The sequence below is a fragment of the Streptococcus sp. 27098_8_186 genome, from assembly GCF_041432055.1.
Classification (GTDB): domain Bacteria; phylum Bacillota; class Bacilli; order Lactobacillales; family Streptococcaceae; genus Streptococcus; species Streptococcus dentalis.
The window spans coordinates 26,337-47,992 of record NZ_JAPVYV010000004.1 but is presented as its reverse complement, the minus strand read 5'-3'; the positions used below and the strand labels follow the sequence as shown (position 1 = coordinate 47,992).

Genomic DNA, 21,656 nt, shown 5'->3' with positions numbered 1-21,656 from the left:
ACATGAATATCTATGATCAACTACAAGCTGTAGAAGACCGATACGAAGAGTTAGGAGAATTGTTGAGTGACCCAGATGTGGTCTCCGATACCAAACGATTTATGGATCTTTCAAAAGAAGAAGCTTCTACTCGTGATACGGTGACAGCTTACCGAGAGTACAAACAAGTCCTTCAAAATATTGTCGATGCTGAAGAAATGATCAAGGAAGCAGGTGGCGATGCAGATTTGGAAGAAATGGCCAAGCAAGAGCTAAAAGATGCTAAGGCTGAAAAAGAAGAGTACGAAGAAAAACTGAAGATCTTACTTCTTCCAAAAGATCCAAACGATGACAAGAACATTATCTTGGAAATCCGTGGAGCAGCTGGAGGAGACGAAGCCCAGTTATTTGCTGGCGACCTCTTACAAATGTACCAAAAATACGCGGAAAGCCAAGGCTGGCGCTTTGAAGTCATGGAAGCTTCCTACAATGGCGTTGGTGGGATCAAAGAAGTCGTAGCCATGGTTTCTGGTCAATCGGTTTATTCAAAACTCAAGTATGAATCTGGTGCCCACCGGGTACAACGCGTTCCTGTGACCGAAAGCCAAGGTCGTGTCCATACTTCGACTGCTACAGTTCTGGTCATGCCAGAAATCGAAGAAGTCGAGTACGACATCGATCCAAAAGACCTTCGGATCGACATCTACCACGCATCTGGTGCGGGTGGACAGAACGTCAACAAGGTCGCAACAGCCGTTCGTATCGTCCACTTGCCGACCAATATCAAGGTAGAGATGCAAGAAGAACGGACGCAACAGAAGAACCGTGAAAAAGCCATGAAGATCATCCGTGCGCGTGTGGCTGACCACTTTTCTCAGATTGCCCAAGACGAGCAAGACGCTGAGCGGAAGTCTACTATCGGGACTGGTGACCGTTCAGAGCGGATCCGGACTTACAACTTCCCTCAAAACCGTGTGACTGATCACCGGATTGGCTTGACCCTTCAAAAACTGGACACCATCTTATCTGGTAAACTGGACGAAGTGGTCGATGCTTTGGTCTTGTATGATCAAACACAAAAATTAGAAGAGTTGAACAAATAATGTTGTTGGGACCATTATTGGCCCAGTATGAAGAAGCATTAATAGCCGTTGGAGAGGAAGCAGAAAGCCTCTCCTTCGCGTATCGTGCTTTAAAAAACTGGACCTTTACAGACTTTGTCCTTGCCTTGCAAAAAGAAGTAGAATCAGAGGACCAGGCCTTGCTTGAATCCATCTTTGAGCAGTTGAAACATCACGTCCCTGCCCAGTATATTATTGGCAGTGCAGAATTCTGTGGCCATGTTTTTACAGTGGATGAGCGCGTGCTGATCCCACGACCTGAAACAGAAGAATTGGTTGCTCTTATTCTGGAAGAAAATGATGGAGAGACCTTACGAGTTCTGGATATTGGGACAGGAAGTGGGGCCATTGCCATTAGCCTAGCCCTCGCTAGACCTACCTGGCAGGTTCAAGCTAGTGATGTCTCAGAAGAGGCTTTAGCCCTGGCTCAAAAAAATGCCAAGCAATTAGAAGCTGTCCTTGAATTCAAGTCGTCAGATGTACTGGACGAACTAGAAGGTCCTTATGACCTGATTGTGTCCAACCCTCCCTATATCTCTCATGATGATGTAGAAGAAGTCGGAGCCAATGTTTTAGCCTCTGAACCCCACTTAGCTCTTTTTGCGGATCGTAATGGATATGCCATCTACGAAAAGATTGCCCAGCAAGCACCAAGTGTTTTAACAGCAGATGGTAAAATTTACCTAGAAATTGGTTATAAGCAAGGAAGCAAGGTAAAAGAACTTTTTCAAGAGGCGTTTCCCAACAAACAAGTTCGCGTTCTGAAAGACCAATTTGGACAAGATAGAATGGTAGTAGTAGACAATGGATCACATTGAGAAAGAATTAGAAGCAGGACGTGCGGTTATTCTGCCAACTGAAACAGTCTATGGTATTTTCGCTAAAGCTTTGGATCAAGAGGCAGTTGATTATATTTACGAATTAAAACGTAGACCAAGAGACAAGGCTCTGAATTTAAATGTAGCCGACGAAAAAGTGATTCGACTTTATTCGAAAAATCAACCTGGCTATTTATCAAAACTGATTGATTCATTTTTGCCAGGGCCTTTGACTATTATTCTTCAAGCGAATGACAAGGTGCCAGACTGGATTCATTCCGGATTTGATACTGTTGGTTTCCGTATTCCGGCTCACCCAAAAACGTTGGAATTAATTCGTAAATACGGTCCTTTAGTTGGTCCCTCGGCCAATCTTTCAGGTCATGCAAGTGGAACAAAGTATGAGGCTATTGTATGCGAATTTGATCAAGTGGTTCCTGGTATAGAGGATGATGAATTTCTGACTGGACAAGATTCAACTATTTTGGATATCTCTGGTTCCAAGGCCAGGATTTTGCGGCAAGGTTCTATAACGAAAGCTGACTTGCTTGCACAAGTGCCAGAGCTTTCTTTTGAGGAAGATGAACTTCCTCAGTGATAATGTACATAAATAATTTTTTATAAAGGAGTAGACCCATGATTTTTGATAAAGAAGATTACAAAGCCTATGATGCAGACCTATGGAATGCGATCGCTAAAGAAGAAGAGCGTCAACAAAACAATATTGAGTTGATTGCTTCTGAAAATGTCGTCTCTAAAGCAGTGATGGCTGCTCAAGGGTCTATTCTAACCAATAAATATGCCGAAGGCTACCCTGGTCGTCGTTACTATGGCGGGACAGATGTGGTCGATGTGGTCGAAAGTCTCGCGATCGAACGGGCCAAAGAAATCTTTGGTGCTAAATTTGCCAACGTTCAACCGCATTCAGGAAGTCAGGCAAACTGTGCTGCCTATATGGCCTTGATTGAGCCTGGTGATACCGTTATGGGGATGGATCTAGCTGCCGGTGGGCATTTGACGCACGGAGCTTCTGTGAGCTTCTCTGGTCAAACCTATAACTTTGTGTCCTATAGTGTAGATCCTGAAACAGAGCTCTTGGATTTTGACGCCATCTTAAAACAAGCCCAAGAAGTGAAGCCAAAACTCATCGTCGCTGGTGCCTCAGCCTACTCTCATATCATTGATTTCTCAAAATTCCGTGAGATTGCAGAAGCAGTAGGAGCTAAGCTCATGGTTGATATGGCCCATATTGCTGGTCTCGTAGCAGCAGGTCTCCATCCAAGTCCAGTTCCTTATGCACATATCACGACAACGACCACTCACAAGACCCTTCGTGGACCTCGTGGAGGCCTAATCTTGACCAATGACGAGGAATTAGCTAAGAAAATTAACTCTGCTATTTTCCCTGGTATTCAAGGAGGACCGTTGGAGCATGTCATTGCAGCCAAAGCTGTCGCATTCAAAGAAGCCTTAGATCCTGCCTTTAAAGAGTATGCAGCTAACGTAATTAAGAACAGTCAGGCCATGGCTGATGTCTTCTTGCAAGATCCTGATTTCCGCGTTATTTCAGGCGGAACAGAGAACCACCTTTTCCTTGTCGACGTCACTAAAGTCGTTGAAAATGGGAAAGTGGCGCAAAATTTGTTGGATGAAGTCAACATCACCCTCAACAAGAACTCTATTCCTTATGAAACCTTGTCTCCATTTAAGACCAGTGGAATTCGGATTGGTGCAGCAGCCATCACTGCTCGTGGTTTTGGTGAAAAAGAAAGTCGCACTGTTGCTGAACTCATGATCAAAGCGCTGAAGAATGCGGACAAGCAAGAAGTATTATACGAAGTGCGCAGCCAAGTCAAAGCCTTGACAGACGCCTTTCCACTTTACGAGGACTAGACCATCTTATGGATATTTACGTAAAAAAAGCCATCATTCATCAATTTAGCCCAGACGATACCGATCTCTATTTGGCAGATAAATTTCTCAATATCACGCCTAAAATCGAGGAATACTTGCGTAAGAAGATTGAACGGGTCTACTCCGATGAAGCCAGAACCGGTATTTTCGAAGAGGACAATCCTTTTCTTGAGATGATCTCAGATGACCTATTAGAAACCTCGGTCGCAGTAGCGAATCGTTGGAAGGAAGAATTTGTCGTCTCTGAGAATCAAAAGACCAATGATTTGGTGTTCATTCAATTCTCAAAAGAAGGGGTGGACCATTTTGCCTTTCTTCGAATCGCCTTACGAGAAACCTTGACGCATCTTGGCGGTGAAGTTGACAATCCGATTAAGCTGACGCAAAATAATCTGCCTGGTTTTGGGACTGGTGCTGATGAGGCCTTGGTCATCAATCTTCAAAGTCGTAAATACCACTTGATTGAAAAACGGATCAAGTACAATGGGACGTTCTTGAACTATTTTTCTGAAAATCTGTTGCAGGCGCAACCCAAGATCTCTCCTAAAAAATCGATCAAGGCACTAGAAAAAACAGCCCAGAAGATTGCGGAAAGCTTTAACACAGATGATTTTCAATTTCAATCAAAGGTTAAATCAGCTATTTTTAACCATATTGAGGAAGAAAATAAACTCTCTCCAGAGAAATTAGCGGATGATCTCTTCGACGACAATCTGACAGCTCGCCTCAGTTTTATTGACCAAGTTAAAGAAGCTGTACCAGAGCCTGTCACCTTTGAAGAAATTGATGCAAGTCGCCAGTTGAAGAAGTTCGAAAATCAGAAATTGTCATTGTCAAATGGAATTGAACTGATCGTTCCGAATAATGTCTATGAAGATGCAGAATCTGTTGAATTTATTTTAAACGAGAACGGGACCTATTCTATTTTGATCAAAAATATTGAGGATATACAGAGTAAATAATGATTAAACGTATAGTGAAGATCTTCTTATTCATCTTACTAATATTTGGAATCTACAAGGGAATTCAGATCCACCATGATGTCAAACAAGTCATGCAGTACCGCTCCCTGGTTAGAGAAGTCCTTGCTGAAGAGGACACCACGGCCAATGAAAATCTCATTCTTGCTATGATCTATACTGAGACCAAAGGCCGTGAGGACGATGTCATGCAGGCGAGTGAGAGTGCAAGTGGTGAGACCAATACTATTAGTGATAATAAGGCCAGCATTCGCCAAGGAATTCAAACTCTTTCAGATGAGTTAAAAGAAGCCAAGAAAAAAGGCGTTGATGGCTGGACTGCGGTTCAAGCCTATAATTTCGGGAAAGACTACATCGATTACGTCGCAAAACACGGTGGAACAAATTCCCTAGAGTTGGCCCGCGCTTATTCACGGGATGTAGTAGCACCAAGTCTTGGCAATGTAACCGGTGAAACTTATCTTTACCTCCACCCTATCTCTCTTTTGAACGGGATGGAACTCTACATTAATGGGGGTAACATTTATTATTCTCGTTTAGTAGAAACCAATATGACGATTATGAAGTTATTTTCATGGTTTTAATCAATCAATTCAGAGGTCGGACAAGTAGTCCGGCCTCTTATCTTTCTCCTTAGTCGTACGATCTTTTGTGTATTTTGGCTCTTTCATTCTCAATATTTTGAAATCATTGAATAGCTATGATAAAATACTAGTTAGTTTTAAATTATCTTGAGGAGTTCCTATTGAACAAAAAATCATTCTACGGACTGCTTTTGGGGTTGATTCTCCTATGTATCGCATTTTTGGGGAAGTATCAACAAAAAACGCAGCTGGACCACACGAATTACCTACAAAATAGTCGTCCTACCTTATTTTTTCATGGTTATGGATCGAGTGCCAATGCAGAAAAACACATGACAGATGCGGCAAAAAAAGCAGGGGTGACACAAACCGTCATCACTGCAAACGTGGCTGATGATGGGCAGGTAAGGCTGACAGGGACCATTCCAAAAGGCGCAGTCAATCCAATAATCAAAGTGGAATACCAAAACAATCGCACGCCAGATCCAAAAGTCATCAGCAATTATGCCTATCAGGTGGTCAAAAAGCTTCAAGAGACCTATCATTTTAAAGAGATGAACCTTGTCGCTCATTCTATGGGAAATATGTCTGTCTTATATTATCTTCTGGAACATGGAAGTGATGAGAATTTACCAAAAATTATCAAGCAGGTCGCCATTGCAAACCATGTTGCTGGAATCGAAGGGATGAACCTACCCCAGGGGTTGACTCTAGATACGCAAACTGGTATACCCTCCGCAATGAATGAGCAGTACCAGCATCTTTTAGCTCTTCGGGAAGTCTATCCTGAAAATCAAATCGATGTGCTGAATATCTATGGTGATATCGGTGGAGAGACGGATGGATCGGTTCTCAATGTTTCTTCGAAAGCCCTTCGTTACCTAGTAGCAGAGCGCGCAAAAAGCTACCGTGAAGAAAAGATTGATGGCAAAGATGCCCAGCACAGCCAACTTCATGAAAATCCAATAGTAGATAAGCTGTTGATCCAGTTTCTTTGGGGAAAATAAAAATGTCATGCATTCTTAAAAAAACTGTAAGCTAGTTTTAAGAAATCAACTGTATAATGAAAATCGAAGTGGGTAAACTATTTATTTACTTCTTTTTTCATCTCTAGTGAGGTGAGAAAGGTAATATGAGATGCCCAGAGTTTATTTGAATTAGAAAGAAGAAAAAGATGAAATTAAAGAAGATTGCATTGTTTGTAACGACGACTTTGGCTTTGTTTACAGCTGTCCCACGAGTGTCCGCAGATAGCAATGTGCAGAAAGTCATTGATGAAACCTATGTTAAGCCAGACTATGTTTTGGGCTATTCGCTAGACCAAAGTCAAATCGAACAGACCTTGAGTCTCTTGAACTACGATGGTTCAAAAGATAAAGAGGAATGGAAGACCATGACACCAGAGGTTTATTCTTCGATTATGAACGTTGCCAACGATGATAGTTTGGAACTTTATTCCTCTGTTAAAATTCAAAAATTAGGTAAAAATAAGCCACTAGAAGTCAATATCGTGACACCTCAAAACATCACCAAGGTCACTGCAGATATGTATCGTAATGCAGCCGTTACACTTGGATTAGAGCATTCTCAAATTACAGTAGCTTCCCCTATCCAAGTGACCGGAGAAAGTGCCTTAGCCGGGATCTATTACTCGCTTGAAAAAAATGGTGCCAAAGTTTCTCAAGAAAGCAAAGATCTGGCCCAAGAAGAGTTAACGACTCTATCCGGGATCAATGAAGAGAACGCGGGAAAGAAAAACTTCGATGCGGATAAGTTAAACGTAGCATTGACCGACATTAAAACAGCAGTAGCCAATGCCAAACAGAACAATCAGGATTTAAGCAAAGATGATATTCGAAAGATCGTCGAAGAAACCCTGAAAAATTATAAGCTGGATACAACTGTCACAGGTAATCAGATCAATTTGATCGTGAATTTCGCTGTGAATCTTTCAAAGAGTAGCGTTATCAGTAGCAAAAGCTTTACTAAAACCTTGTCGGATCTGAAAGATAGTATCGTAGACAAGGCAGGCGATACTTTTAATAATATCAATCTCAATTTTGATACAAATGCTATTCTAAAAGACAGTGGAAACTTCTTCACAAATGCGTGGAATGCCATTGCCGGCTTCTTCGGAGCCATCTGGAATGCCATTGTCAAATTCTTTAGTGGTTTAGTTGGCTAAAAATAGCAGGAAAGCACTCTTGACAAGAAGCCAGAGTGCTTTTTGTGTGTGGTTTCCTATTTTTATACTTAATTAGAAATTTTATGTTAAGCTCATAAAAAAAGATCCACTGGGACCTTTTTTTATTTCTATCTTTGAAAGTCGGGACTATGACACAATTATTGATCCGGATGTTCGTTTTCAAAGGAATTATATACTTCGAAAAGTTGATTTCGTTTAGTGATCTCAAGTTTTATAAAAATATTGTGTACATGTGTCTTCACAGTTCCAACTGAAAGAAACAATTGATCCGCAATTTCCTGATTGTTTTTGTGTTCAAGAAGTAGAGGAAGAATTTCTTTTTCACGTTCAGTTAAATGAAGTTTTTCAGAGAATAGATCTAGTGTACTGGGGTTGTCAATTTTTTGTGATTTATCAAATGAACTTAATTGTTCTTCTACATTCGAAATAGCTTTCCAGTCAGAAAGAATATATTTGATTATTAAATAACAAACAGCAATAGTAAACATGTCTTCACACATATTTCTATTTTGAATTCGCAGATTCAACAAGTCATACGAATCTATGTTAAAAATTACAAATAAATCTTCTAAGATAATTAGAATGCCAAATAGCACTCCGATATTTGAAATAGTTTTTAAGTAATTTTTATTTCGACTACTAATATTCAAAGATGTTAGATTTCGTCTCGCATATATACCAGTATAAATCAAAAGAAGCTGATTGGGTAAATAGTACATAAAAACTCTTAATGGAGAATTGTTTAGAATTGGGAAAGCCATCCATATAAAAGTAATAGAAATAAAGCAATAGTGCGTTAATAAAGGTGTTTCTTTCCTCAGTCTAGCAACTATCCAAAACTGACAAATATTATTAACAAGATATATGACAGTTTTAACAAATGGAACTCCCAGAAAGTGTTGGTTATATGTGTTTCCGAAATCTTTAATTATTTCTGTCATTGATAGGATCAGATTATCAAAAATAAAAAAAACAAGATATAAACCGACTACAAAAAATAAGTATTTTTTATCCTTTTCTGAGTTTAAAGAATAGGTCAATACAATACCAAGGGTCAAAGTATACAGTATAATTAAAAATACATTGTATATATAAACTATTTCAATCATATTTAGCCTCCATTTATTCTGTGAAACTAATTAAAACTCTAAACTTTATTTAAAAGCAATAAAATAGGGAGTTTATATTTAAAATAGCATTACATTTTTAAAAGCATAAATACTGGGTTTAGTACTTAAACTTTTAAAAAAGAGGGTTTACACCTTTAAGTTTATCGCAAACTATAAAATTTTGCAATATCATCAAAGCATAACAACACAGGAGGTCTCAATTATGAGCAATAAAATTGATTATATTACAACAGAAGAGTTCTCTAAAGAGCAACTTTTAGAAATGGCTGAGCTATCTCTTAAGATTAAAGCTTGTATTAAAAATGGGTATTACCCACCTTTGTTGAAAAATAAAACTCTAGGTATGATTTTTCAACAATCATCTACAAGAACACGGATTTCTTTTGAAACCGCTATGACTCAACTTGGAGGGCACGCACAATATTTGGCACCCGGTCAAATTCAACTAGGAGGACACGAAACACTAGAAGATACAGCAACCGTGGTTTCTCGCTTAACAGATATTATAATGGCACGTGTTGAGCGTCATAAGAGTGTAGTTGATTTAGCAAAATTTTCTCAAGTACCAGTAATTAATGGTATGAGTGATTATAATCATCCTACACAAGAATTGGGAGATCTGATTACGATTATTGAAAACTTGCCGAAAGGAAAAAAATTAGAAGATTGTAAAGTAGTATTTGTAGGAGATGCAACTCAAGTATGCTTCTCTTTAGGATTAATAACATTGAAAATGGGTATGGAATTTGTTCACTTCGGTCCGAAGGGATTCCAATTAAATGATATGCATAAGTCAAAATATGATGAAATTTGTAAACTATCAGGTGGTAAATATTTAGTAACTGATGATATTGATTCAATTACTGGTGCAGATTTCTTATACACTGATGTATGGTATGGCCTATATGAAGCGGAATTATCAGAAGAAGAACGTATGAAGATTTTCTATCCTAAATATCATGTTGATTCAGAGATGATGGCAAAAGCAGGAGAAAATTGTAAATTCATGCACTGTTTACCTGCTACACGTGGCGAAGAAGTATCTGATGAAGTGATGGATGGCCCAAATTCAGTTTGTTTTGATGAGGCGGAAAATCGCTTAACTTCAATGCGAGGTATCTTAGTTTATCTACTTCGTGATTTTGCGAAACGACATCCATATGACCTTGAAAAACAATCTGTAGCTAAAGCAGAACTGGAATCATTTTTAAAATAAAAAGGGCCAATTTGCTTTAAATTGACGATGTTATTACTCTCCTCTTAAAGGAAGGAGAAAAAAATGGAAGAAAAGAAAAAATTTAGTTTGTTTACTACAGTATTAACTGTAATATGTGTAGTATTTGTTGCAGAAGCTGCAGCTCCAGTTGCAGCGATTGGGAATTCTCAATTCTTTTGGTGGTTATTTTTATTAATTGCTTTTTTGTTACCATACGGATTGATTTCAGCCGAATTAGGTACTACTTATATAGGTGATGGTGGAATCTATGATTGGGTGACGAAGGCGTTTGGACATCGATGGGGCTCAAGGACCTCCTGGTATTATTGGATTAATTTTCCATTGTGGTTAGCATCACTAGCTGTTATGACTCCTGGGTTGTTGACAACGATAACAGGAGTTGAGTTTTCAACGTTCTGGACATTATTAATTGAACTTGTATTTATTTGGTTAATTATATGGATAAGCTTTTATCCGGCAAGTGATAGCGTATGGATCCTCAATGGTGCGGCAATTATAAAAATGATATTAGCTCTATTAGTGGGAGTCTTGGGATTATATATTGCCTTTACAAAAGGAATGGCTAATAAAATTACGTTGGATTCACTTTTACCATCATTCGATTTAAACAGTCTATCATTTATTTCTGTTATTATTTTTAATCTACTTGGCTTTGAGGTTATTTGTACGTGTGCAGATGATATGGAGAATCCTAAAAAACAAATACCACAATCTATAATTGTTGCAGGTTTAGTTATTGCGGCTATTTATATATTTTCTGCATTTGGTATTGGTGTAGCGATTCCTGTTGATAAAATTTCTACTAGTAGCGGTATGATGGACAGCTTTAAACTTTTGACCGGATCAGAAAATGGATGGTTTATAATTTTAATGGCATTTCTATTCTTACTAACTCTTTTTGGAAATATGATTTCATGGTCATTAGGAGTGAATAACACGGCATGTTATGCTGCAGAAAACGGAGATATGCCAAAGTTTTTTGCAAAACGTAGTAAAAAGAATAACATGCCAATTGGATCAGCTTTAGCAAATGGTTTTGTTGCGACATTTGTAGTAGTCATTGCACCAATACTACCAAATCAGGATTTGTTTTGGGCCTTCTTCTCATTAAACCTTGTTATGTTCCTGCTTTCTTATATACCAGTTTTTCCAGCATTTTATAAGTTAAGAAAAATAGATCCAGAAACTCCTCGACCTTTTAAAGTAGGAGGAAGTGATTTTATTTTAAAAATTATGGTTGTAATTCCAATTGTTATGATTTTGATTTCGCTTTTATTTACAGCGTTCCCATTATCTTTTGATGAAGTAACATTAGCTGATAAATTACCTGTAACTATCGGTTCATTAGTTTGTCTTATCTTAGGTGAAGTTATTATTCGTGTGAAAAAAATCAAAAAATGATAGTAACTAAATACCAATACAATAAAAGGAGGACTTGAGATGTCTAAACGTATTGTGGGGACAACCCCTAAAGTAGATGGATTTCGAATGCCAGGAGAATTCGAAGAACAAGAACAAATTTGGATGTTATGGCCATGGCGAAATGATAATTGGCGTTTAGGAGCCAAACCTGCTCAAAAAGCATTTTTAGATGTTGCCAAAGCCATTAGTGAATTTGAACCAGTTTCACTTTGTGTACCACCTCTTCAATTTGAAAATGCTATAGCTCGTGTATCTGCTCTTAATTGCGAAAATATCAGAGTAATTGAGATGACAAATGATGATTCGTGGATTCGCGACTGTGGTCCTACATTTCTTATAAATGATAAAGGTGAACGTCGTGCAGTAGATTGGGAATTTAATGCTTGGGGAGGTCTAGTCGATGGACTCTATTTCCCTTGGGATCAAGATGCGCTTGTTGCAAGAAAAGTTTGTGAATTAACAAATACTGATTCTTATAAAACAGAGGATTTCGTTTTAGAAGGTGGATCAATTCACGTTGATGGTGAAGGTACAGTGATGGTTACTGAAATGTGTCTTCTTCATCCAAGTCGAAACCCACATTTGTCAAAAGAAGAAATTGAACAAAAATTAAAAGATTATTTGAATTGTGAAAAAGTAATTTGGGTGAAAGATGGTATTGACCCATATGAAACGAATGGTCATATTGATGATGTAGCATGTTTTGTAAAACCTGGAGAAGTTGCATGTATTTACACTGAAGATGAAAACCATCCTTTCTATAAGGAAGCAAAAGCTGCGTTTGAATTCCTAAGTGAACAAACAGATGCAAAAGGCAGAAAATTAAAAGTACATAAAATGTGCGTTACTAAGAAGCCATGCTATCTAAAAGATGCAGATTCGATTGATTTTTCAGAAGGGGCTATCCCAAGAGAGGAAGGAGAAGTTGCAATCGCATCATATTTGAATTTCTTAATAGTGAATGGAGGAATTATTCTCCCTCAATATGGTGATGAGAACGATGCATTAGCGGTTGAACAAGTGCAAGCAATGTTCCCTGATCGTAAAGTTGTTGGAGTTGAAACTACAGAGATTGCATATGGTGGTGGTAATATTCACTGTATTACACAGCAACAACCAGCAACGAAATAACATATGCAGAGTCTGGTAAAGCAGACTCTGTTTTTTCTAATATATCGCATTAAGTAGACGGAGGAATATGAAGATAAATTGCTTTACAAAGAGGTATTAGAGATGAAAAATATTAAAGTGGAATATAGCTGGTTGAAAAATTCTGCTATAACAGGAGTCAATCAATTGCCTGAACACTCTGAGCATTATTATTTTGATAAATATGTAGATATAAATCAACTAGACTATTATCAAATAGATAAGATGCACTTAAGCAGAAATTGGACTTACACGAAATCAGATTTCAATGAAAAAAATGGTGATGTCGAATCTACATTGTTAACTTTATTTAATCATTTTAAAGGTGAAGATAAATTAATTACTAAAAATATTTTCTTGAAAATGAAAAGCTTAAATCTTCCCGTGTATATTTGGATGAATGGGGTCTTTGTTGGATTTTCAAAGGGACTTGAACAGTCTATAGAGTTTGAAATTACAAATTTACTTCGTTTAGATGAAAATGAACTTATAATTAAGGTATGCTCTATTGAAGAAGAAAAACAAAACAATAATATGATGCTAGATTCAACGTTAGATTCAATCTTAGACAAAATTTCGGAAAGTATTATTTATAGTACTCCTAAACTACATGTATATGATTTTAATGTTACATTAGAAAATAAACAAAAATTTAATAAATCGGCAATCACAATTGATTGTTTATTAAATGGAAATTCTAAAAGTGCTATAATTGGTATTTATGTATACGATAAAGAAAGAAAAATGATCTTAAAGGATAACATTGATTATACTAATAAACTTGAAAAAAGATATGATTTAGATATAAATTATTTAGCGATTTCTTTTGTAGAATTGTTGATAATTGATGATGGAACAATAGTAGAAACAGCTATAACAAAAGTTAAGATGGTGTAGGAGAAGTTGTGTAAACATAAAAAGAAATAAATTCCTTATAGTAGAATTGCGAAACATTACTCTATAAGGGATTTATTTCTATGACACAATTTACTACATTATTGTTTAATTTCCCAGTCTCAAAACGAGATACGATGAATTTTTTCATTCTTCTTATAGTGAAGAAACTATAATTTGCGCTTTTACATCCTTAAAACAAAAGTGCCCCATCAGATCAATTTCTGGTGGGGCTTTTGGTGGGGAACCAATCAATTTTGATTGATTTTTAACCTTTTATAATAACCTAAAGTGCTGTTAAAACAACCATTTCACTTCAAATCATGTTTATAAATCATTCCCACTCTACAGTTGCAGGTGGTTTACTTGTGATATCGTAGACGATGCGGTTAACGTGGTCAACTTCGTTTACGATACGAACTGAGATTTTTTGGAGGACTTCCCATGGAATCTTCGCAAAGTCAGCTGTCATTCCGTCGATAGAAGTGATAGCACGAATAGCAATAGTGTAGTCGTAGGTACGGCCGTCACCCATAACACCTACGGAACGAACGCCTGTGTTGACAGTGAAGTATTGCCAGATATCACGGTCAAGACCAGCTTTGGCGATTTCTTCACGGAGGATAGCGTCTGATTCACGAACGGTTTCGAGTTTTTCTTCAGTGATTTCTCCCATAACACGGATAGCAAGACCTGGTCCTGGGAATGGTTGGCGCCATACGATGTGGTCTGGCATTCCAAGCTCTGTACCAAGGGCACGAACTTCATCTTTATAAAGAGTGTTCAGTGGTTCGATCAGTTCAAACTGCATATCCTCAGGAAGTCCACCCACGTTGTGGTGAGACTTGATAGTTTGAGCAGTATCCGTACCAGACTCGATCACGTCTGTATAAAGTGTACCTTGAGCAAGGAATTTCACATCTTTGAGTTTACTTGCTTCGTCATCAAAGACATAAACAAACTCATTACCGATGATCTTCCGTTTTTTCTCAGGATCAGACACACCAGCCAATTTATCAAGGAAACGTTTAGCAGCGTCTGCTTTGACGATGTTCAAACCAAACTTACCACCAAGCATATCCATCACTTGGTCAGCTTCTCCTTTACGAAGAAGACCGTGGTCTACAAAGATACAGATCAATTGATCGCCGATGGCTTTTTGAAGGAGAACCCCAACAACAGAAGAGTCAACACCACCTGAAAGACCTAGAAGGACACGTTTGTCTCCGACGGTTTCACGGATTTTTTTGATCTGCATGTCAATGAAGTTGTCCATGGTCCAGTCACCTTTAGCCCCACAGATGTTCAAGGCAAAGTTACGCAAGATATCATAACCGTGAACAGAGTGACGAACCTCAGGGTGGAATTGGATTCCGTAGATTTTCTTGTCTGGATTTTCAATGGATGCAAATGGACAGTCAGCAGAAGTACCAGTGCGGATAAAGTCAGCCGGAATTTCTGTAACAGCATCCCCGTGGCTCATCAAGACCAATTGTTTGTCTGGTGTGCCGGCAAAAAGAGCAGAAGATTCTGTCAAAGTCAATTCAGATTGACCATATTCGCGGTTACCAGCATCACCTGCAGGAACGACCTTCCCACCCAATTTATGGGTCAACAATTGCATTCCGTAACAGATTCCAAGGATTGGAATACCGAGTTCGAAAATTTCAGGATCGATATCAAAAGAACCTTCCTCGTATACAGAGTTTGGTCCGCCTGAAAGAACGATCCCAACTGGATTGATTGCACGAACTTCATCAGCAGAAATCTTGTGGCTCTTCAACTCTGAGAAGACACCAATTTCACGAATACGCCGTGAAATAAGCTGATTGTACTGGCTACCGTAGTCAAGCACGATGATTTTTTCAACATCATGCAAATCAGTTGATAGGTTTGTCATCTTATCCCCTTCATAAAGAAATTTACTTTCCTCTATTCTAACACAAAAGCCTTGTCTTTACCAATCTCTGATTGAAGAATTAGGAATTTTACGCTACAATAGAGATAACACAGAGAAAGAGCAAAGTTATGATTCCAGCTTACATTCAAATTCATGATCAGATTAAGTCTGAGATTGATCAAAAAATATGGAAAATCGGGGAGCGTCTTCCCAGCGAACGCGATCTAGCGGAGAAATTTCAGGTGAGTCGGATGACGCTGAGGCAGGCTATTACCCTTTTGGTTGAAGAAGGAGTGCTTGAAAGACGGGTAGGAAGTGGCACCTTTATCACTAGCACGCGCGTCCAAGAAAAAATGCGGGGAACAACCAGTTTTACAGAAATTATGAAATCGCAAGGCAAGGAACCTTCTAGCCAAGTGATTTCTTATCGGAAAACCATTCCTAGCCTCCAAGAAGTGGACAAATTGGGCATTGATAAGACAGAGACCATCATTCGGATGGAACGCGTCCGGTATGCTGATGGGATCCCTGTTGTTTATGAAGTGGCCTCTATTCCACAGAAATTTATTAAGAATTTCAATCGCGAAGAGGTTACCAGCCATTTCTTCCAAACCTTGGAGCGTCATGGCTATAAGATTGGAAAGTCGCACCAGACCATCTATGCGCGATTGGCCAAAGATAAGATTGCGGACTATTTACAGATTTCAAAAGGACAAGCTATTTTAGGTCTAACACAGGTTTCCTATTTTGAAGATGGGACGGCTTTTGAGTATGTAAAAAGTCAGTATGTCGGCGAGCGGTTCGAATTTTATTTGGAAAATAACTAAGCTCGCAAATCGTAAAAATAGAAAACTCTTCAAATGTTTGAGAGACTCAATCTCTTTGGCATTTGGGAGCTTTTTTAGGTTGAAGTCATTCTTTCTAAATAGTGATAGTAAAGGCAACATTGAAAAATTTAAAAAAAATTTTATTTTTTCTTCAATTTTTGATTTTTTTTACGAATTAATAGATAGAAGCAGGTTTTAAAGCTTAATAAGAGATATAAGGCAGGAAAAAAATGAAAAAAATTAAAATCGATGTGGTAGCTGTTCCTTTGAGTGGGCATCTGTACCCAACTTTAAATCTCGTTAAACCCTTGTTAGATGATCCTTCGATGGAGATTCGGGTTTTCACAGGACCTCAGAAAAAGGCCGTTGCAGAAAGTCTCGGCTTCACGGTCGTTCCAATTCTAGAGGACAAAGTAGAAGAGTTTGAACGTGCGGCGAATAACGATAAGAAACTCAATCTCTTTTCAGCTTATCGGCAATTGTCCAAGAGTCTTGATTTGATTAATCATGTATCGGATCAATTGCTAGAGGAGTGGCGCGTCAATCGTCCGGATATTGTCATTGCTGATTTTATCACTCTATCAGCGGGTTTTGTGGCAGAAGAGTTAGAAATCCCTTGGATCACCACCATGGCAACCCAATTTGCAATCGAAACTCCTTATGGTCCTCCTTGCTTCTTCGGAGGGATGGGAATCGCGCGCACGAAGAAGGAAGAGAAGATCCAAGCACTATGTCGTAAACTGACGCGTATTGGGAAATACTGCGTGGCTTTCCTCTTACACAAACGCTTAAAACGTTACAATTTCAAGTTGTACAATCAAAATGGAGTAGAGTCTATTTACTCTCCTTATGCCATCTTTGGAATTGGTATGATGGAGCTAGAGTTGAAGACACATTTCCCTCATCAATATGCTTGGATGGGCCCTTTAGGAACCTCTCTTGAGAAAGCTGAAGATTATCCAGTAGATCTCAGTCCTTACGAGGACAAGACGAAGGTCCTCGTGACTTGTGGAACCCAGTTGCCTTGGGCAAAAGAGAACTTGCTAGAGCAAACTAAGCAGTTGGCCAAAGAGCATCCAGAATGTCACTTTATTGTCACTCTAGGAGATGGGGCAAAGGAATTCTCTGAAGAAGAAGTAGCACCAAATGTGACGGTCGTCTCCTATCTGCCCTACAAAGAATACATTCCACAGATGGACTATGTTATTCACCATGGAGGAGCTGGAATCTTTTATCAGTGTATCGAATTTAAGAAACCAGCCTTGATCTTGCCACATGATTATGACCAATTTGACTATGCGATTCGAGGAGTAGAAGCAGGAATTGCCTTTCAGGCTCATCGCAATCGCATCGAAGAGATTCAAGCAGGTTTCAATGCCCTATTAGAAAAAGAATCTTGGGAAAAGTTAGAAAGACTAAACAAACTTTCAAAAACCTACAAGCCGTTGGATACCTTGGAGTTTGAGATTCAACGATTATTAAGACGTGGAACGGATGGGAAACTATGAAAATTCTTGTAACAGGTGCGACTGGCTTCCTTGGAAAATATGTGATCGATGAGTTGTTGGCTCACGATTATTCCATTGTAGCCTTTGGCCGAAACGAAAAAATTGGGAAGGCTCTGGAAAGTGAGCGCGTCCAATTTATCAAAGGGGATTTGAGCTCTATTGAGGAATTAAGACAAGCCTTTCAGTCTGTTGATGCTGTAGTTCATGCAGGAGCTTTATCCACTGCCTGGGGACCTTGGAAAGCCTTCTATCAGGCTAATGTGGTTGGCACGCAAAATGTCCTTGACTTGTGCCGTGAATATGCAGTAAAACGCTTGGTTTACGTATCTTCTCCCAGTATTTACGCAGCTGGAAAAGATCAATTAAACATCAAGGAAAGTGATGCTCCAACAGAAAATCACCTCAACAATTACATCCGAAGTAAATTGGCGTCTGAAAAACTTTTTTCTGACTATCCAGATGTGCCAAGTATCACCTTGCGTCCTAGAGGATTATTTGGTGTAGGGGATACCAGTATTTTGCCTCGTGTCTTACGCCTCAGTCGAAAAATTGGAATTCCTTTGATTCGAGGAGGAGAGCAGCTCATGGATATGACCTGTGTGGAAAATGTTGCCCTAGCCATTCGCTTGGCTCTGGAAGCCAAAGACGCACACGGACAAGTATATAATATTACAAATGGGGAACCAAAGACCTTTAAGTATTTGATTGAAACCACACTAAAGGGATTGGGAGAGCCGATTCGCTATCGGAAACTTCCAGCGGGTCTAGTAGCAGGTGCGGCTTATAGCCTGGAAGAAGTATATCGATTCTTTCATCTGAAAGCCGAACCCCCATTGACTCGCTATACCTATTATCTCCTTCGATATAGCCAAACCCTCGATATCCAAAAGGCTCAAACTGAACTTGGCTACTATCCAAAAATGACCATTGAAGAAGGGATTGACAACTATGTCCAACATGATCAAGCGCATTGATTATTTTCCAGCTGGCTATTGTAGCAGTCATTCTGGTCTCTTATTCAAAGGGATTCCGAATGAAAAAATGCAATTTCCAGCAGGTGTCTTTTTGATTCACCACCGTGAAAAAGGCTATATTTTGTACGATACCGGCTATCACTACGAGATTAAGAAAAGAGCTCGGTATTTCTGGTACCGTCTAGCCACCCCAATGCAGATGAAAAAAGAAGACCAAATCGATTATTTATTGCAAGAGCGGGGGATTGATCCGGGAGAAATTACTTATGTGATTCTTTCGCATCTGCACCCGGACCATCTCGGCGGAGCAGCCCTTTTTCCAAATGCTCATTTCTTTGTTACCCAGGAAGTCTATGAGGTGTACCAAAAACCGAAATTTAAAGATCTGATTTTTAAAGAGTTTTTGCCAGCTGATTTCAAAGATCGGGTGACCTGTCTCAAAGCAGATCAAAGGCATCCTGCTTTCCCCTATCGCCCGACTGCGGATCTTTTTGGTGATGGGAGCATCCTTGTTTCGTCCATCGATGGGCATGCGAGAGGGCAAGGTTGTCTTTATATGGATGAGTTCAAACTCTTCATCGGAGCAGATCTTTCTTGGGGAGTAGAGCTCTTGCCTTACACACGGCAAATGCGTCTCATTCCATCCTTGGTTCAGGATGATAAGAAGGCTTATTTAAAAGGAGCTGATTTGCTGGAAACACTCTTGCAAGATGGTATTCAAGTTGTGGTCAGCCACGACCCGCAAGATCGGATTGAAAGGATTTTAAATGAAAAAAACAGTCTTTCTGAAAACCTTTATTGAAACCAGATGGTGCCACCGATTCCGTTCAAAAGAGGCCTTGAAGCGATACCAAGATAAGCAATTGGCACGCTACCATGCTTTTATTACTTCTCAGTCCCCCTATTTTAAAACCCATTCTCCCGAATCCTTTGGAACCATGGATAAAACCTTCATGATGACACATTTCAATGAACTCAATACCCTAGGGGTGGATCGAGATCAGGCTTTAGAGATGGCGATTCGCGGAGAACAAACACGAGATTTTACTGAGATGAATGGAGAAGTAGCAGTAGGCTTATCTTCTGGAACTTCCGGCCACCGAGGTGTCTTTGTCACCACAGAAAAAGAGAGAAGTATGTGGGCTGCAGCGATTCTAGCCAAGATGCTACCGAAAGGAAAACTGTTTGGTCATCGCATTGCCTTTTTCTTACGAGCGGACAATGAACTCTATCAAACCATTAATTCAGGCCTGATTCGCTTGGAATATTTTGATATTTTCAAGGATAGCAAGGAGCATTTAGAGCGTCTCAAAGACTATCAACCAACCATTGTGGTCGCACCAGCTTCAACCTTGATTGAGTTGGCTAACTATGTCAGCAATCAGCAACTTGCGATCCAACCTGTCAAGGTTGTTTCTGTCGCAGAGATCCTAGAAGATCGAGATGCTCAGACAATCGCCAAAGCTTTTCAACTAGACAAGGTTGATCAGGTCTACCAAGCGACAGAGGGATATTTAGCTTGTACCTGTTCAGAAGGCAATCTACATCTCAACGAAGATATTTTGTCTGTCGAAAAAGAGTATCTTGATGATAGCCGCTTTTATCCGATTATTACGGATTTCAAACGGACCAGTCAACCGATCTATCGCTACCGCCTCAATGATATTTTGGTGGAAGAAAAGTCTCCTTGCCCTTGTGGTTCTGTCTTTACTCGAATCGAAAAGATCGAAGGACGATCAGATGATATCTTTTATTTCAAAAAAGAAGATGGCAGTAGCCAGATGATCTATCCGGATTTTATTCGACGGTGCATTCTCTTTGTCGAAAATATTCAGGACTATCAAGTAACTCAGTTGGCAGATGGATCCATTATCATTGCCTTGAGTCACCGGACAGATTCTATGGAGCAAGCGATCTTTGCTCAATTTGAACTCTTAGCTCAGCAAAAAAAATTCATTCTCCCAAGTATTCAATTTATCGATTACCAATGGGACCCAACACGTAAATTAAAACGTGTTCAACGACTTCAATAAAAGGAGAATCCTATGACTACTGTAAAAAGACATTTGCAAATTAAAGGCTATGGAACAGCGCTCCCAGCTCATACCGTGACTTTCAAAGACCAAACTCGTTACCGCGTGAAAGAAGGAGAAGAAACACAGATTGATCTTGCAGCGCGTGCGATTGAAGCGGCTTTAAACCATGCGGGACTTGAGATGACAGACATCGACTGCCTGGTTTCGGCTAGTGCGGTTGGTGTTCAGCCCATCCCTTGTACAGCTGCTCTGATCCATGAGCGCGTGGCCAAGGGACTGACGATTCCTGCTATGGATATCAATACCACTTGTACCAGTTTTGTATCTGCTTTAAGCACTGTTTCTTATCTGATTGAAGGTGGTGAATACCGTCGGGTTCTGATTGTATCTAGTGAAGTAGGAAGTCTAGGGCTGAATCCCAAACAAAAAGAAAGCTTTGAATTGTTTAGTGATGGAGCTGCAGCCTTTATCTTTGAAGCAACACATGAAGACAAAGGAATCATTGCTAGCATGCAACGTACCTGGTCTGAGGGAGCCCATGATACCGAGATTCGTGGTGGTTTGACAGCGTATCATCCGAAATTGTACTCTGAAGCAACCAAGACTGATTTCATGTTTGACATGAAAGGGAAGAAAATCCTTTTGCTTTCTGCCCGTGTTATTCCAGAAATGTTCCAAGAATTCCAAGAGAAATCAGGCATTTCTAAAGATGCTGTAGACTATATTATTCCTCACCAAGCAAGCCGTGCCTTACCACTTGTCATGGACAAATTGGGCGTCGGCAAAGACAAGTACCTCAATATTATCAGTGATTATGGTAATATGGTTTCGGTAGCCGTTCCTTTCGGCCTAGCCTATGCACTGGATCATGGCTATGTGAAGGAAGGAGATACCATCTTTTTGATGGGAACTGCAGCAGGGATGTCGGTCAATATGTTGGCACTGAAACTCTAATGATAGATACTCTTATTTCAAGC

Annotated in this window: 20 protein-coding genes; 18 read left to right on the top strand and 2 right to left on the bottom strand. The window is 39.4% G+C overall.

Annotated elements, in window-relative coordinates:
• Nucleotides 1-2 precede the first annotated feature (2 nt).
• The 8 genes from prfA (at nt 3) to O3602_RS05245 (ending at nt 7,581) form a co-directional block, all read left to right on the top strand.
• Nucleotides 3-1,082, top strand: a complete 1,080-nt coding sequence (gene prfA, locus O3602_RS05280) for a peptide chain release factor 1 (protein WP_371611296.1) — start codon at nt 3-5, stop codon at nt 1,080-1,082.
• A complete protein-coding gene (gene prmC / locus O3602_RS05275; protein WP_371611295.1) occupies nt 1,082-1,918 on the top strand; it encodes a peptide chain release factor N(5)-glutamine methyltransferase in 837 nt (278 codons plus the stop codon). Before prfA ends, prmC begins: the two co-directional genes overlap by 1 nt.
• Nucleotides 1,905-2,516, top strand: a complete 612-nt coding sequence (locus O3602_RS05270; protein WP_371611294.1) for an L-threonylcarbamoyladenylate synthase — start codon at nt 1,905-1,907, stop codon at nt 2,514-2,516. Before prmC ends, O3602_RS05270 begins: the two co-directional genes overlap by 14 nt.
• 38 nt (nt 2,517-2,554) lie before the next feature.
• Nucleotides 2,555-3,811 carry a serine hydroxymethyltransferase gene (glyA, locus tag O3602_RS05265; RefSeq protein WP_003012205.1) on the top strand — a complete coding sequence of 419 codons (1,257 nt, stop codon included), beginning with the start codon at nt 2,555-2,557 and terminating at the stop codon, nt 3,809-3,811.
• A gap of 8 nt (nt 3,812-3,819) precedes the next feature.
• Nucleotides 3,820-4,794 (top strand): nucleoid-associated protein, encoded by a 975-nt coding sequence (locus O3602_RS05260; protein WP_023918106.1) that lies wholly within the window; start codon nt 3,820-3,822, stop codon nt 4,792-4,794.
• Nucleotides 4,794-5,396, top strand: coding sequence for a lysozyme family protein (locus O3602_RS05255; RefSeq protein ID WP_003001568.1), 603 nt, complete (start codon nt 4,794-4,796; stop codon nt 5,394-5,396). Before O3602_RS05260 ends, O3602_RS05255 begins: the two co-directional genes overlap by 1 nt.
• A 161-nt stretch (nt 5,397-5,557) precedes the next feature.
• A complete protein-coding gene (locus O3602_RS05250; RefSeq protein ID WP_003011780.1) occupies nt 5,558-6,403 on the top strand; it encodes an alpha/beta hydrolase in 846 nt (281 codons plus the stop codon).
• A gap of 167 nt (nt 6,404-6,570) precedes the next feature.
• Nucleotides 6,571-7,581 carry a DUF1002 domain-containing protein gene (locus O3602_RS05245; RefSeq protein ID WP_371611293.1) on the top strand — a complete coding sequence of 337 codons (1,011 nt, stop codon included), beginning with the start codon at nt 6,571-6,573 and terminating at the stop codon, nt 7,579-7,581.
• 158 nt (nt 7,582-7,739) lie between these two features.
• Here the strand turns inward: O3602_RS05245 and O3602_RS05240 are convergent, their stop codons facing one another.
• Entirely contained in the window at nt 7,740-8,711 is a 972-nt protein-coding gene (locus tag O3602_RS05240) for a response regulator transcription factor (RefSeq protein WP_024055560.1), read from the bottom strand.
• 223 nt (nt 8,712-8,934) lie between these two features.
• Here O3602_RS05240 and ptcA point away from each other — a divergent pair, with 223 nt between their 5' ends.
• From ptcA to O3602_RS05220, 4 genes are all read left to right on the top strand, one after another.
• On the top strand, nt 8,935-9,948 hold the full coding sequence (gene ptcA, locus O3602_RS05235; protein ID WP_013903610.1) for a putrescine carbamoyltransferase: 1,014 nt from the start codon (nt 8,935-8,937) through the stop codon (nt 9,946-9,948).
• A 63-nt stretch (nt 9,949-10,011) separates the two neighbouring features.
• A complete protein-coding gene (locus tag O3602_RS05230; RefSeq protein WP_003011838.1) occupies nt 10,012-11,370 on the top strand; it encodes an APC family permease in 1,359 nt (452 codons plus the stop codon).
• Nucleotides 11,371-11,409: 39 nt separating this feature from the next.
• On the top strand, nt 11,410-12,522 hold the full coding sequence (gene aguA, locus O3602_RS05225) for an agmatine deiminase (RefSeq protein ID WP_003011725.1): 1,113 nt from the start codon (nt 11,410-11,412) through the stop codon (nt 12,520-12,522).
• Between the two features lie 102 nt (nt 12,523-12,624).
• Complete coding sequence (locus O3602_RS05220; protein WP_371611292.1) at nt 12,625-13,437, top strand: hypothetical protein; 813 nt, start codon at nt 12,625-12,627, stop codon at nt 13,435-13,437.
• 331 nt (nt 13,438-13,768) lie between these two features.
• Here the strand turns inward: O3602_RS05220 and guaA are convergent, their stop codons facing one another.
• On the bottom strand, nt 13,769-15,334 hold the full coding sequence (gene guaA / locus O3602_RS05215; RefSeq protein WP_003012033.1) for a glutamine-hydrolyzing GMP synthase: 1,566 nt from the start codon (nt 15,332-15,334) through the stop codon (nt 13,769-13,771).
• Nucleotides 15,335-15,462: 128 nt separating this feature from the next.
• Here guaA and O3602_RS05210 point away from each other — a divergent pair, with 128 nt between their 5' ends.
• The 6 genes from O3602_RS05210 (at nt 15,463) to O3602_RS05185 (ending at nt 21,633) form a co-directional block, all read left to right on the top strand.
• The gene (locus tag O3602_RS05210; RefSeq protein ID WP_003001401.1) at nt 15,463-16,161 is read left to right on the top strand and encodes a GntR family transcriptional regulator; all 699 of its coding nucleotides are present in this window, start codon (nt 15,463-15,465) and stop codon (nt 16,159-16,161) included.
• A gap of 230 nt (nt 16,162-16,391) precedes the next feature.
• The gene (locus O3602_RS05205; protein ID WP_371611291.1) at nt 16,392-17,669 is read left to right on the top strand and encodes a glycosyltransferase; all 1,278 of its coding nucleotides are present in this window, start codon (nt 16,392-16,394) and stop codon (nt 17,667-17,669) included.
• A complete protein-coding gene (locus O3602_RS05200) occupies nt 17,666-18,643 on the top strand; it encodes an NAD-dependent epimerase/dehydratase family protein (protein ID WP_371611290.1) in 978 nt (325 codons plus the stop codon). Before O3602_RS05205 ends, O3602_RS05200 begins: the two co-directional genes overlap by 4 nt.
• Nucleotides 18,618-19,445 (top strand): MBL fold metallo-hydrolase, encoded by an 828-nt coding sequence (locus O3602_RS05195; RefSeq protein WP_371611289.1) that lies wholly within the window; start codon nt 18,618-18,620, stop codon nt 19,443-19,445. Before O3602_RS05200 ends, O3602_RS05195 begins: the two co-directional genes overlap by 26 nt.
• A complete protein-coding gene (locus O3602_RS05190) occupies nt 19,411-20,676 on the top strand; it encodes a F390 synthetase-related protein (protein WP_151379347.1) in 1,266 nt (421 codons plus the stop codon). Before O3602_RS05195 ends, O3602_RS05190 begins: the two co-directional genes overlap by 35 nt.
• Before the next feature lie 12 nt (nt 20,677-20,688).
• On the top strand, nt 20,689-21,633 hold the full coding sequence (locus O3602_RS05185; RefSeq protein WP_151379348.1) for a 3-oxoacyl-[acyl-carrier-protein] synthase III C-terminal domain-containing protein: 945 nt from the start codon (nt 20,689-20,691) through the stop codon (nt 21,631-21,633).
• The last annotated feature ends 23 nt before the right edge of the window (nt 21,634-21,656 follow it).